Origin of the sequence: Klebsiella sp. RHBSTW-00215, from assembly GCF_014103785.1 — a bacterium.
In the GTDB taxonomy this organism is placed as follows: domain Bacteria; phylum Pseudomonadota; class Gammaproteobacteria; order Enterobacterales; family Enterobacteriaceae; genus Klebsiella.
In genome coordinates this window covers 3839670-3853547 of record NZ_JABXQS010000001.1, presented here as the reverse complement: position 1 = coordinate 3853547, position 13878 = coordinate 3839670, and the positions used below count along the sequence as shown (strand labels likewise).

The 13878-nt window shown below is 49.5% G+C and carries 12 protein-coding genes and 1 tRNA gene; 1 reads left to right on the top strand and 12 read right to left on the bottom strand.

The window, feature by feature from the left end; translation table 11 throughout:
- Positions 1-302 precede the first annotated feature (302 nt).
- The 9 genes from HV127_RS18235 to HV127_RS18195 all read right to left on the bottom strand — a co-directional run bounded on the left by HV127_RS18235 (position 303) and on the right by HV127_RS18195 (position 9824).
- Entirely contained in the window at positions 303-800 is a 498-nt protein-coding gene (locus HV127_RS18235) for a hypothetical protein (RefSeq protein WP_182237726.1), read from the bottom strand.
- Between the two features lie 91 nt (positions 801-891).
- A complete protein-coding gene (locus tag HV127_RS18230) occupies positions 892-1641 on the bottom strand; it encodes a fimbria/pilus periplasmic chaperone (protein ID WP_182237725.1) in 750 nt (249 codons plus the stop codon).
- Complete coding sequence (stbD, locus tag HV127_RS18225) at positions 1607-2947, bottom strand: fimbrial usher protein StbD (protein WP_182237724.1); 1341 nt, start codon at positions 2945-2947, stop codon at positions 1607-1609. Before stbD ends, HV127_RS18230 begins: the two co-directional genes overlap by 35 nt.
- A 6-nt stretch (positions 2948-2953) precedes the next feature.
- A complete protein-coding gene (locus tag HV127_RS18220) occupies positions 2954-5545 on the bottom strand; it encodes a fimbrial outer membrane usher protein (protein ID WP_228727475.1) in 2592 nt (863 codons plus the stop codon).
- Entirely contained in the window at positions 5526-6284 is a 759-nt protein-coding gene (locus HV127_RS18215) for a fimbria/pilus periplasmic chaperone (RefSeq protein WP_182237723.1), read from the bottom strand. Before HV127_RS18215 ends, HV127_RS18220 begins: the two co-directional genes overlap by 20 nt.
- Positions 6285-6337: 53 nt before the next feature.
- Positions 6338-6886, bottom strand: coding sequence for a fimbrial protein (locus tag HV127_RS18210; protein WP_182237722.1), 549 nt, complete (start codon positions 6884-6886; stop codon positions 6338-6340).
- A 127-nt stretch (positions 6887-7013) separates the two neighbouring features.
- Complete coding sequence (locus tag HV127_RS18205; protein ID WP_182237721.1) at positions 7014-7595, bottom strand: hypothetical protein; 582 nt, start codon at positions 7593-7595, stop codon at positions 7014-7016.
- Between the two features lie 702 nt (positions 7596-8297).
- Positions 8298-9245, bottom strand: coding sequence for a transcriptional regulator LeuO (leuO, locus tag HV127_RS18200; RefSeq protein WP_182237720.1), 948 nt, complete (start codon positions 9243-9245; stop codon positions 8298-8300).
- Between the two features lie 503 nt (positions 9246-9748).
- A tRNA-Thr gene (locus HV127_RS18195) sits at positions 9749-9824 on the bottom strand.
- Between the two features lie 281 nt (positions 9825-10105).
- Here HV127_RS18195 and HV127_RS18190 point away from each other — a divergent pair.
- Complete coding sequence (locus tag HV127_RS18190) at positions 10106-10441, top strand: gamma-glutamylcyclotransferase family protein (RefSeq protein ID WP_182237719.1); 336 nt, start codon at positions 10106-10108, stop codon at positions 10439-10441.
- 51 nt (positions 10442-10492) lie between these two features.
- Here HV127_RS18190 and HV127_RS18185 read toward each other — a convergent pair whose 3' ends face one another.
- From HV127_RS18185 to HV127_RS18175, 3 genes are all read right to left on the bottom strand, one after another.
- Positions 10493-11521, bottom strand: coding sequence for an LLM class flavin-dependent oxidoreductase (locus HV127_RS18185; protein ID WP_182237717.1), 1029 nt, complete (start codon positions 11519-11521; stop codon positions 10493-10495).
- A gap of 163 nt (positions 11522-11684) precedes the next feature.
- The gene (locus HV127_RS18180) at positions 11685-12899 is read right to left on the bottom strand and encodes a citrate synthase family protein (RefSeq protein WP_182237715.1); all 1215 of its coding nucleotides are present in this window, start codon (positions 12897-12899) and stop codon (positions 11685-11687) included.
- 59 nt (positions 12900-12958) lie between these two features.
- Entirely contained in the window at positions 12959-13849 is an 891-nt protein-coding gene (locus HV127_RS18175) for a DctP family TRAP transporter solute-binding subunit (RefSeq protein WP_182237712.1), read from the bottom strand.
- Positions 13850-13878 lie beyond the last annotated feature (29 nt).

Sequence of the window (13878 nt, the reverse complement as noted above, 5' to 3'; positions counted from 1 at the left end):
GGCCAAAATGGCAAATAAAGTAGCCTAATGGGGTAGGCTCTTAGTATATGTGGGCAAATTAAACTAACCAGCCGGCGGAAAGGATTAAAACACAGTGAAATGTTAATGATAATGAAAACAATTACTATCTAATAAAAAGAGTGAAATATACTGAATGCGGATACTTGAGGGTGGGAAAATTCTTTTAAAAAAGAATGGAAATAATGAACATTAAAATAACCTTAAGATGACTTAACTTTTTACAGCCATTAATTAAAAACATGATCATCATCGCAATGGCGTGATACAGAATACACGCTTAATTAGCGAAAACTCCACTGTATGCTGACGACAAAAACGGACGGGATAATAATCCCGGTTTCAATGCCAAAGTAATCGGTAAAGTTGTACTGAAAACCATGATAAATATAGGGAGAAAAACCAATCCCGGTGGCATCTTTAAAATCCTTATAAGAACCATGGTCACCGCAGTGCTCAAAAGCATCGAAGAAGAATTCACCCACGTAGCCGTAAATGCCCTTAAATACCCAACCGTTGCCGAAGGATACCCAGTCGCGGCGCACGCCAAGCGCAATGCAGCGGTCGTCAAAGCTGTTTTTCATCGTCCCGGCCAGCAGGCTGTACTTTGAGTCCTCAGAGAACTTGCGCTCAACGGAGGCAAACTGGTTATCAAAACCTTCAGTGTACTGCCCGTGGTTGTTCGACAAATGATAAATCCATGAGCCGGTATTAACTGAATAGAGATTGATTTCATCCGCCTGCACGAGCGTCGCCGAGGCAAACAAAGCGGCAGTCGCCATTGCGCACTTCATTTTTCTGTACATCCGCATCGTCTCTTGGTTCAGGCATCAGCCCCGCTGGATAATAATAGGCTATATTCGACATTCAATCTCAAAATAGAGAGTCAACAATACGCTCGCGATATTCCCAAGGGTTGCCATCATCATTAAGCAATTCATAGCTGACGGTGCGGCAGTCACCGCCCGCCCCCTGCAGAGTTATTGGGGTTCGGGTTTTAGGCGCGACCATTATTACCCCACTTCGATAGCCAGCGCATTGTAGTTTTCCAATCGTCATATGCCACGGCGTCGGGTTATCAATCGTTAATTGCCGGGCTGATGAGTGAAAAGCAAAGGACAATCGCTCACCCTCTTTTTCCTTTAGCGAACCCACCCCCTGCGGACGCACAAAGACTTTCATGCGGATACGCAGCGGCAGTACAACTTTATGCGTTTGGTGCCGCTCGCCATCGTTCATTGGCGGGATCTGGTAGATATTCAACCAGAACAGCGCTTCGCGATCCTGGGCAAGTTTTTCCCGGTCGACGAGCAGTAATTTCAGCGAACGGATCTCTGCGGGGCGCATTCTGAAAACAGGCGGTAGCACAACGATTGGCGTGCTGTTGCTGTCAGGCGAAGCCTGCAAATTCCCGTTATCTGCCCAGACCTGCACCAGCGTGGGGTGCTTCTCGGTGTTGGCTAACGCCAGAGAAGCGCTGCTCTCCCCGGCATTGAATATCACCCGGGTGACCTCGGTATTGACAACGGCCAACGCGGGTTGTCCGTTCATCAGAAGCAACAACAGCAACGTACCTATTGCAGACCCGCTACTGAAAACTGACCACCACTTGAAGCTGTGCATAAACGGATCCTGAAGTGACTGTTTCATTAGTTATGGCTTCCAAAGAGGCGGTAAAATTTCCCGAGTACAAATCAGTGGTGTCAGAAGAGATTGAGTCGGTTAGCTCCTGATACCCGTACCAGCCGCCATCGTGCCCCGTGCCTATCGCACTAAGAGCGGGTAAAAGGTTCAACGGCTGACCAGCTAATTTGTCACTGTAAATACGAATTCCGACGCCGGATGCAACGCCGTTGGTTCCGTAGTTATTGTCCAGCAGCCAGGTATAGGCCCCTGCCCCCGTCGTTAGCCCTAGCTCGTTCGCGGCTCTGGCTGCGGTAGCGTTATTAATCATAAATCCCATAGCCACATACGCTGCCGTAGCTGTAGAGGTCTGAGTTCCGGAGACTGCGCCATTCTCACACTCGACGCTGACGTTGAACGCCGCCTGGCTGCGGCCATTATTGTTGAGCTCGGCGATACTCATCGTAGGAATTGCGACAGTGGCGGGATAATCGCTGATCCGACATGCCGCGCCTCTGGTGAACATCGTCTGCTTAGTAAGCGACCAGCCGCCAGGCCAATGGGAGGCGGAGCCGCCAGACCAGCCACTATAGATTGAAGCGCTATCCGCGTTGTCATACAGGGCAGGGCTCATCCCTCCACCGTGAAAAGCGATGTAACCCGCAGGCCCGGGGTAGATATAGCCGTAACGATTGGATCCATCGGCCCCTCTCGCGGCAGCATCAACCTTAAATAGCTCTATCTGGACGTCGCTAAACGCGCTGGCCGGAATATAAATGTAGGTCCCGTCGTTATACATTTCGTTTTCGGGGATAACGCGGCTTTTCCAGTAACGCGAATAGTATTCTCCCGTTTTTAAATTAGTCAGCCTGACGCCGACGTTCTTGACGTAGGTGTAATAGGCGCCTTCTATCCCCGGTACCGCAACATTGCCTCCCCAGGGATCGTCGCCATTCGTGGCGTAATACTCGTATACCGCGCCAATATCGGAGATATCGCAACGAAACATAATTTGGTTTGCGCTGATGCCTGCGGTTCGTCCATTGGGGACAAAACTGGAAATAGAGCTGCCCAATAGCGTCCCTTCCGGCTGAAATCCGCTGCCTTTACTAAGCGAGATAATACCCGGTAGCCCCAAATTGCCCTGAACATCAGTATCGCCTACGCCAATCCAGCTGGCGGCGGTATAGCCTGCATCAACGGCTTGCTGAGAAAGCGCATTAACACTAGTGACTTTCACACAGGCTGCTCTCGTTGACGTCGTCGCCAGCAGAGCGCTGGAAATAATCAGTGCATATTTCATCATTCTCAATTACTCCTGATGGCAGGGCAGCGTCAGTTGATAGAGCAGCATATCCGCCTGCCCCGGCAGTTGGTAACGTACCCGGCACTGCTGGCCTTTGTTTTCACCCCACTTCACAACAAGCATCCCGGATAGCGGTGCCAGCCGGGCATAAATTTGTCCTCCCTGACCGACCATGCCGATAACATCGCCGTCGCTGTTCATCACGTCCGCTCCCATCGGCGGCAGCTCACCATTTTTCAGGGAAGTATTGATAAGGGCCGGCTTGCCGCTGATGGTATCGAACTTCACGTGTGCGATAGCCCCGGCGTAAGGAGCCACGCGCTGACTGCCGCCCTGAAGCTCAGCATCGGCATTCATCTCCTGGCTCTCCAGGCTGACACTGTTGTAACGATATGGCGTCACGGAAGGCAGCAGCGCGTAGCCAAAGCGATCCACTGTCGCCCCCTGACCGTTGCGCACAACGGCGCCTCTGGCACCGGATGCCTCGACTAGTGCAAATGTTTCGCTGGTATAAGGACCTGCGGTCACGCCGCCGCTATGCAGTACCACGGTTCCGGAGGTACCTATTCCATACTGCCGGTACCCGTCTCCTTTCGATGCCGACGCGCGCAAAGCACCAAAGGATGTTCGCCGTTCGACGTTGCCGCCGAAAGTGGTGCTGCCACCGTCATTATCATGGCTATCGATACCAGCGTAAGTTGAGTACGAGAAAGTACTTTTCTCTCCTGCGGTTCCACTTACCCCCACCATGGCGGAGCGCGTGTCGCGGCTGCGGTTCATGTCGAAATTTAGTTGAGAGCGGCTGGAACCAAAGTCCAGTGGAATGGAGACCCCCAGGGAGAACACATTCTCGGTGTATTTACGTTGGGTACTGGCGTCATAATCCGCGTCGTTGACGCTGGTGTTATAACGGTTTGAGCGCGTACTGCGCTGGCGGGAGGCATTGAAATTAAAGCTAACGCCGCGCCAGCTTTTGCTGTAACCAAGCTGAAGCTGGGTCAGCCTTGACGTATCGTGATAATAATCCGCCGTGCTCCCGCTGAGATTGAGCATTCCCCACTCCCCCATCTGCTGACTGATAGTGGCGGAAAAGTTGCTGCGCTGGTTAAGCGTATCGGAGGTGTAAATATCGTGACCTTTATTCTGCTTTCTGACCCCCAGTACATCCTGCAAATCACGGTAGCCTCTGGTGGAATAGCGATAGGCAGCCAGCGATAAGTTCGTGCCGGTAGTAAACGTTTTGCTGTAGCTGGCTTCAGCTCGCCAGCCCTGCTGACGGTCATCTTGCTCAACTCGCGCATTGGAATATACGGCGTTAAGACCGAAGGCACCCATGGATGTCGCCACCACGCCGCCGAATAAACCCGCAGCATATTTGTCAGCAATACGGCCACCAATGTTGCCGGTGAGATAATTATTAATACCGTGCTGCAGGACGCCTTCGAAAAAAGTATTTTCCACGTTGTAGTAGTGACGGACATATCCCGTTGACAGTTCGTAGCTCCAGTTGCCGGGGCGAACCGAGTCAGGAACCGCTGAGTAAGGTACGGTAAAAGTAGAAATCTGACCGTTTGCTTCGACAACATCAACGTTAAGGTCGCCCTGACCACGAGTGCTGAACAGATCGTTAATGACAAAAGCGCCGGGAGATACGGTTGTTTCGTAAATCACCCTTCCCTGCTGACGCACCACGACGCGAGCTGAGGTGGCGGCTACGCCGCGGACTTCCGGCGCATAGCCACGCTTACCCTGCGGCCACATACGCTGGTCGGTGCCTAACTTAATGCCATTGAACGACAGGCTACCGAACATGCTGGAACTGGTGTAGTTATCGCCAATAGAGATAAGACTATTCAACTGCGGGAGCGGTCGCTGGACCCATGTTTTGACGGGATTGTACTTATACTGTGAACCTGAGAGGCTGTTGTCCACATAGCGCAGGTTCCCCTGATGGCGGAGCTGCCAGAGTCCAAGATTCAATCCGCTATTAATATTGCTCCAGAGGTAGTTATAGCGAAAATGCGCCTGTGTGTTTTCGCTATGCGAAAAATTGGTATTGTGCCGCAGATAAAGCGCCGTCGCCCCCGCATCCCATTCAGAGACGGGGATATAGCCGCGCGGCGTGTGATACAGCCCGGCCTGGGGGACGACCAAATTCAGGCGGAGCTTTGGTAGACTGACCTCCCAGTTTACCGTGGGCCCGAGTTCGCTTAAAAATAAGCAATGGGCCTCAGAAGCACGGGTCTGTGGGTTCAGGCGAATAGCGCTGATCGCGATAATGTCCTGCGATAAACAGGGTTCAAGACGCGCAGACTCGGGAGCCGTTCCCACAGTGAGAGGCTGTTTTGCGCGAATCAGTTGTCCATTCAGGTAGATATCCAGCACATATTCCCCGCCTGACAAACCGTTTCCCGCTTCGCTGAAACGCGCCAGATCCAGGCCTGCGCCATAACGTGACCCTTGTAATAAGGCCGGATCAAAATAGTATTCAGCCAGCAGAGGTGGAGATAATAACGTCGCTATCGCGAGCGTATTCAACTTACCCGGTATGAACGCGTGACTCAGGAGACGGAGAATATCAGAACGAGAAATGTTCACTGATTCTGGCTCCCTGGTCGTTAATCAATGAGATTCGTATACCGCTGGCCTCCGATATTCTCCCGCCAGAAAAGAAAAAGGTTTCATGGCTAAATGGCGCAATCATGTCGTTTTCGCGCTGCCATATGCTTGAGGTACCAGAAGGGGTCAAGGCAGCAACAGTAATATGGTAAGGCTGATTATTGGTTATCGTGACGCCCGTTTTATTTCCTTTAGTCGTCCTGGCGACCTTAATATTTTCAAGTACTTTTTGCGGGTTTCCGGATAATCCTGAAGGGCGATAAAATAATTTGACCCGGTTGCGTAGCAGGATCAATATACCGTTTTGTTTTGATGATTCATTTTGTGCCTCACCAATGTTAGAGGGCGGCACCTGCATAAAATTAAAATAGAATAAGGATTCCCGGTCCTTAGGAAGTGATTGTACTTGCGTTGATACCAGACGAATAATCTGTCCTTCATTGGCCTGAATACGAAAAACCGGGGGAGTGGCCAGAAATGGGACCGTCGCGGATTTCTCCGGACCATCATCAACGTTGCCGTTATCAAACCATGTGGTTACGACATAAGGAAAACCATCTCTATTTTTTAACTGGATATCTCTGGACTTATCTGCCGCATTATAAATAATACGGGTACCGCTCATCACCACGCTGGCGTTTGCCTGCAGGCCGTACCCCGCAGAAATAAACAAAAAGATAAAAGAGTAAAAAAGCAGTCCATAGTTATTTATATTCATCTGGCATTCCCTAAGATGAGATTGGGCGGATATGACTCCGCCCTTGCTTAGCGTTACGGATAGGAAATAGCGTACTGCATTGATGCTTTAACCGTACCGGCTGCAGGCGCGCCGGATGAGTAATATTGCGCGGTATAAGTAGCGGTAGCGGATGTTTCATTCGGGTCCAGCGATAAATCATCAGCACCATTAAAGACATTGCTGAAATCAATAGGCTGTGGGTTACTGTCATCCAGGTTCATTACCTGGATTTCTACGTCGCCAGCGCTACCATCAATCGTGTTGGCCAGATTGCCCGTTGGTCCAACGTTATTACCCACAAATACTGAAGCAATAGTGACGCCGGTAGATGAAGGCGCACAATCGCTGACGCCGATATCAAACGTTGTCGCGCCGGCGGTAGTGTTCGTCGTCAGATCGGCAATCGATACGGTTGGTAACAGAACAATAGGCGATGCTGTTGCGCCATTTACCGAGACTGAACAAGTTTGATCGGTTACCTCCCCCAGGAACGTGATGGTATTATCAGATGCCGCCATGGAGCTGGCGGAAAAAATAAAGGCAGATAATGCAATAGAGAGTAACGCGCGTTTAGTTTTCATAAAAACTCCATTTTCATTAGGTTGTGATGATGCTGACCTGACTAAGCAGGCGTATTCCAGCACTTGCTGCTGCGGTGATAACCGCATCATGCAGGAATGGATTTATCCTCGTCATAGAGATAAAGGGTTATCTGGTGTTATTATTTTTATCTAAATATTTTTTTCTTATTGACAGAATATCCCGGCATAAAAAATCGCCATAACAATTGGAGTCACTTAAACCATATCGTTTTAGTAACCGCCGTTTACGTTGAGATAAACTTTTCACCGTCATTTTTTTCGTTAACTGAATACTGGCCAGCAATTCAGGACGGCAAATACTGTCCATAATCATTAAATGCTCATGATTTACATACTTTGGAAGCAATAGCTTAGCCATCAACATTTCAAGAACCTGAATAAAACGACGGAGCCCTGTTTTCATCGGCAGAATCCACGGCAACTCCCGGAATGTCTCAACGACATTAGTTAACGATGGCATAAAAACTATCCGCCCTGGAACCCCAATTGCCGTTTCAATTAACTGTCTGCGGGCGAATACATCCTCCACGGCAACAACAACAATATCGTTGTGCTTCAACGTATGAAGTTGATAGTAAGGTGGTGGATTATTGATACTAATAGCTTCTGCAACAATATTATTATTTCTAAGCGTCTCCTCGGCCCCTAAAAGAAAATAGTTATCATCAGAAATAAGATAACACCTCATTCATCCCTCCTTGATTTTTCGAGCATAAGAATACATGGCCACTCCATGGCCAGAGAATATTCTTATGTTTTCTGCGATTAAATTTATACTGAAAAAACATGAAGTTCATAATCGTTAGAAGCAATGGATTGAAATCAATCAATAACCACAACCTATTGGTTTATTCTATTACATCTGGCATATGAATACTAAATGTAATCATTAGCACTATTTTTTATTCTTTATCCTGACGATAACCCCACTCATCATCGATAGCCAGAAGCGCCATGCTCTTCACGTCTTTTAGACATTGTGGTTTTAGTTGAAAATACATTAATAAATCTTGACAATAACAGTTGAAACATAATTTTTCATTATATCTCAAGATAAAAAACATAACTCGCGAATGGTTAAACGACATCAAAATAGAAGGTTTTCTCTTAAAATATAAACGTGACTTAAATCACGTTTCGAGAAGAAAAAAACCTGAGAATTCCTGGAAGTTGAAAAAGCGTGGATTTATCCTGGATAACAGAAACAGCGTATTCCTGATGCCTGTTAATTAGTCATCATCATTAAATATCAGAAAATTTTTCTTGAGATGCATGCAGATAGTTTAAGGACAGGATGATTCTTCATGTCCGACCGCCATCGATGCGGAGAAAAAAATAAAACCCGGTATCTGACCGGGTTGTATAAATGAAAAATCCGCAGCGGATAAACTTAACGCTGGCAAATTTTAATCAACAATTCCGCCATCCAGCGATGGCTTCTGTCCTGACCGGCAGTTTCGTGCCATGAGAGATAGCAGGTGCGGCTGCTCATTTCTAATGGCAAAGTCAGCAGTTGCAGTTCAAATTGTTCTTCAAATTCCCTGGCTAACCATTCTGGGGCAATGGCGACCATATTAGTTTGTGACACGACGCTCAGTACGCTGACCATCGCATTACCGTGAAAAGCAACGCAGGCCTGCTGCTCTTCCGAGCTATACCAGGGGTGGCTGAACGACGCGTAGCGATCCAACGCCACGGAGGCATGCTGTTCCTGATAAATTTCCTGTTCGGTCAGCGGTCCTGAAATGCGCGGATGATTTCGGCGGGCCACTAGCACCATTTCATCGTTAAACAACGGGATGCTGGTGAATTCAGGATGGTTAAACTTGTTGTAATCAAGAACAAACTCAACTTCCTGATAGCGCAGCTGGTTCGTGACCTGTTGGCTCAACGAGGATTTAAACGACAGACTTACCCTTGGCGCGATCTCACTAATCTTATTAAATATCAGCGGGGTCAGATAGTTATCCAGCGGGCTACAAACGCACAAATTATAAATACGTTCACAGTCCAGCGGGTCAAAAAGGGTATCGGGCAGTTCATTTTGCACCAGCTGCAGCGCGCGGCGCACCGAAATGAAAAGCTGAAATGCACGGTCTGTCGGTTTAATCCCACGGCCGTTGCGGACAAACAGTTCGTCTTTAAACAGTACTTTTAGCCGAGAAACCGCGCTGCTGACCGCAGGCTGAGACATCCCCAGCGTTTGCGCCGCTTTGGTTAAGCTTTGTTCCTGCATGACGGTATCAAAAATAGTCAATAGATTGAGGTCGACTTTTCGTAATACAGGTTGAATAACTTTCTGTTCAGAGGTTGGTTTTGATGTTGTGTTTTCATTCATGTAGGCAACTCCACCAGCACATTAATCAGCGATCCTGCTTCGTAACACGGAGACTTTCCGCCAAAGAAAAAAAATGGGTAGATAAATCATCATCGGCCAAAACAGCCATGTGTTATCTGTTTCCAGCAGTACGCTCAAATGTATGAAACTTATTATTAATATGGAAAAAAGCATAACAATATGAAGCGTATTATGTTTTCTGGAGAAAACGGCATAACGGTGCAGCATTATTTTTCCCTTCGTTCACTCCTTGAACAAAGGATAATACCATATAAAAAGTGGTGAAATTTCTGAAAAGTACGCGACTAAATCCTAATAAGTAAATTCTCAACCACGATTATTCACAGAGTAATCGCATGATTTATACGAATTCAATATGTAGATCGTAGTGGTGAATTTTGCAGAAATTGTTGAAATAGAGATTTTTTGCTGTTTGTCTTATGCAGCCACGGCGGGATAGTCAGAGGCTTAAAACTAAGCATCTATGCAGAATGGATAATGAATGGTGCCGACTACCGGAATCGAACTGGTGACCTACTGATTACAAGTCAGTTGCTCTACCTACTGAGCTAAGTCGGCATTGGGCCGCCATCGAGGCCTCGAACCCCGTTCCCTACAACGTATGTCGTTCGCTCTTCCAGATGAGCTAATGGCGGTTATATGTAATGAGTAAATTCCCGAAAGGGTTAATACTCATTAGCGGCGCGCATCATACCCAGAATCATCAGTCATGTAAATAATATCTAAAGAGAAAAATCTGAAAGCGCTCCGCTATCTGATATAAATTGCTGTAACCATGGCCATTTGGCCCCCAGTCCTTTTTGAGCCCCCTGGGTTTTCAGTTATCAGTTGGAGAGTTTATGGAACGCTTATTTGTCTACGGCACCCTACGCCCGGGTCACGTTAATGCCCATATTCTGCAAGATATTGGCGGAGAGTGGCTACCAGGTTACGTAACGGGCACTTTTTTTGAACGTGGCTGGGGAGCGGCGGCAGATTTTCCGGGGATCGTGCTTGATAGCCGTGGGCCGCGGGTCGAGGGCTATCTGTTCCAGTCCGATAACCTTAACGACCACTGGCCAATGCTGGATGAATTCGAAGAGGGTTACGATCGCATTGCCGTTGAAGTCACTATCCATGATGGTCAGCGCGTGACCGCGTGGGTCTATCAGCTACAGCCCCGGGCTAAGCCATAAACGTTTCGCCCCACATCACGTAAAGCCTGCGGGGCGTTATTTATTTCAGCTTTACGCGTCGCGCCAGCCCATTGCCGGAGCAACATGTTTCAAAATGGATTCAATAACATGTACGTTGTAATCCACACCCAGTTGATTCGGCACGGTCAGTAGTAACGTATCCGCTTCGGCGATCGCTTCATCCTGTTTCAGCTGTTCGATCAGCTTGTCCGGTTCCGCGGCGTAGCTGCGGCCAAAAATGGCCCGGGTTTTCTCGTCAAGGAAACCGACCTGATCGCTGGTATCACGGCTTGAGCCAAAATATGCCCGATCGCGATCGTCCATCAGTGCAAAAATACTCCGACTAACCGAAACTCGCGGCGTATGCGTATGCCCCGCCTGTGCCCAGGCCTCACGATATGCGCGGATCTGCTTTGCCTGCTGAATATGAAACGGCTCACCTGTTTCATCGTTTTTCAGCGTCGAGCTTTGCAGGTTCATCCCCAGTTTTGCCGCCCATTCAGCGGTTGCATTTGAGCCCGCCCCCCACCAGATTCGTTCACGTAGCCCTGCGGAGTGAGGCTCAGGGCGCAGCAGGCCCGGCGGATTTGGAAACATGGGCTGCGGATTGGGTTTGGCAAAGCCTTCTCCACGCAGCACATCCAACAGCACTTCGGTGTGGCGGCGCGCCATGTCAGATTCGTTTTCCCCTTCAGCAGGGACGTAACCAAAATAGCGCCAGCCATCAATGACCTGCTCCGGGGAGCCCCGACTGATCCCCAACTGTAAACGTCCGCCGGCGATCAGATCCGCCGCGCCCGCATCCTCGGCCATATAGAGCGGGTTTTCATAGCGCATATCGATAACGCCGGTGCCGATTTCAATACGCTTAGTCTTCGCGCCTATTGCGGCCAGCAGCGGAAAAGGAGAAGCAAGCTGACGGGCAAAGTGATGCACCCTAAAATAGGCGCCGTCTGCGCCCAACTCTTCGGCAGCAACGGCCAGATCGATGGATTGCAGCAGCGCGTCAGCAGCCGAACGGGTTGCTGACTGCGGCGACGGCGTCCAGTGACCAAATGACAAAAAACCGATCTTTTTCATGACATGTTCATCCTGGTTTTCAGGGGAGTGACAGGCAGGCCGAGCGTCGTATCAAGTGGAAAAAGCCGATTTCTGCCGTGTAATTCCTCTACTCTACGCATTACCAGGTGAGAATAAATATCGTTTGTTTAACAGAATGCATCAAATAAATTGATGGTCCCGCTTACTGGCGAGAAAAGTGGCACCCTTTCCCGGCACCAGCCAAAGATGATGCATCGCTTGCTGACTCTAACTCAGGCCCCACGTATCGTCCACGTGGTCGAATCACCTTGCCGGTGTTGATTTGCTCCATCGCATGCGCCAGTAAACCGACGCTTCGGGCGATTGAAAACAGCGCAAACGCCGCATCGCCCAGAAGACGATAACGGGTCACCAGGGCAGCAAGGACAACATCAATATTGGGCAGCAGCCCGGTTAGGGTAATCACCTTTTCAATAAATTTCGCGATCTCCTCCGGCGGCTCGAACGCTTCCAGCAACGCCACTGCGCGCGGATCGCCATCGGGATAAAGATGATGCCCGAACCCCGGGATAGGGATCGCCGAGGTGAGATAGCGGTTAACCACTCGATCGGCACTGGAGTGCTCAACCTCATCAAAAAGCGCCTTAACGCGCTGGGTTGCATCACCGTGTAATGGCCCGGTAAACGTCGCCAGCCCGGTAAGTAGACAGGCGGGTAACGATGCGCCGTTGGAAGCCGCGATTCGCGATGAGAACGCGGAACTGGTCAATTCATGATCGGCCAGCAGCACCATTGCCCGGCGAAAGATGTCCGCCACCTCTTGTTCCACTCCCCACCCCATCGCCAGACGCTGGTGAATCAACATTTCGGGATGATTTACCGCACCAAACGTCGCTGCCAGGTGTCCCACCAGCGTCGCGGCTTCAGCATGAAGAACCTTAAGCGTTCGCGCATGAGTCGAATGGCCCGACGCCGTTGCCGAGGCCAGCGCGATAAACGCATGCGACCGCTCAGGAGGAGTGAGAGGATAATCGCGGGTGGGGACCGAAAACCCGCTGGTGATTTCAGCGTTCCACAGCAAACGCGCCGTGTCCTCCAGCGTTGCGCTCTCAGAGAACGAAATGACGTTTTTTCCGCGATAGTACAAATGACCTTTCGCAAAAGTTGAGATGGCGGTGGGAATACTCGGCTCGGTACCAAACAGGGTGTTAACGGCGAGGGTTTCACGCTTTCTTCCCTGCTGTTTTTTCTGTTTCAGGTTATGGATGTTTTCCGCGCTATACAGACTACGCCGCGTGTTCTCGGGGTCCGGGTGCGATGAGATGAGCCCCCGGCTCACATAGGCATATATGGTTTGCGGACGGACGCCGAGAAACTCCTGAACCTCGTCCAGCGTGAGCCAGAGCGCTAACTTCATCTTTGGTTGCATCAAATACCTGTCGCATAAGATTTCGGGTAAGCGGGATGCTGCCGTCCTTATCTACCGTTGCCTGCCAGCATAGCATTTATCTTCTTCAACCACTCATCACCGTTTTTCGCAATAAACTCATGCTCGATAGCCGGTTTCATCACTTCTCTGAACGCTTTGGCATCGACCTCATTAACCCGCAATCCCGCACGCTTCATCTCTTCAAGGAACATCGCTTCATTTTCATTAGAAAAATTGCGCGTTGCCACCGCACCGGCCAAAGAAGCGCTGAGCAAAATATCTTGTTCCTGCTTCTCAAGGGAAGTGAATCTGGCGTGGTTCATCACCTGAATCAGAGGGCCATACATATGGCGTGTTAGCGAGAGGTAGTTCTGCACTTCATACAATTTTCGTGCGTAAATAACCGAAACCGGATGCTCCTGGCTATTGATTCTCCCTTCCTGAATCGCCGCATAGATAGCCCCTGACGGAAGCGGTAGCGTAGCGATACCGACGCCTTGCCATAGCGCCTCATGAACCTGATTGCCTGGCATCGTGCGAATCTTCAATCCCTTAAAATCATCGGGATGATTGATGGGCTTAACGTTGTTGGTAAATGAACGGATACCGTTCTCCCAAAAACTCAATCCTTTCAGATCGTTATTATCCAGCACATCGAGCATTTCACGCCCGAGTTCGCTATCCATTATCTGGTAGGCCTGTTCAACGTTTTCGAAGAGATAAGGAATATCAAAAATATTGATCCGCCCGTCGAGTGAAGCGAAATACCCCGCACCGCCGAGAAAGATATCGAGTTCGCCCTGCTGAACCATTTCGATCATTTTCGGGCCGTTACCAAGCTTAGCGTCGGGATAAAGCTCAAACGTTATGCTTCCCTGCGATAATTGGCTGGCAATTCGCACCATTTCCTTGATACCCACGCCCTGAGAGCTCGCCATTGAACCCTCAAGACCAATGCGGCTTTGTT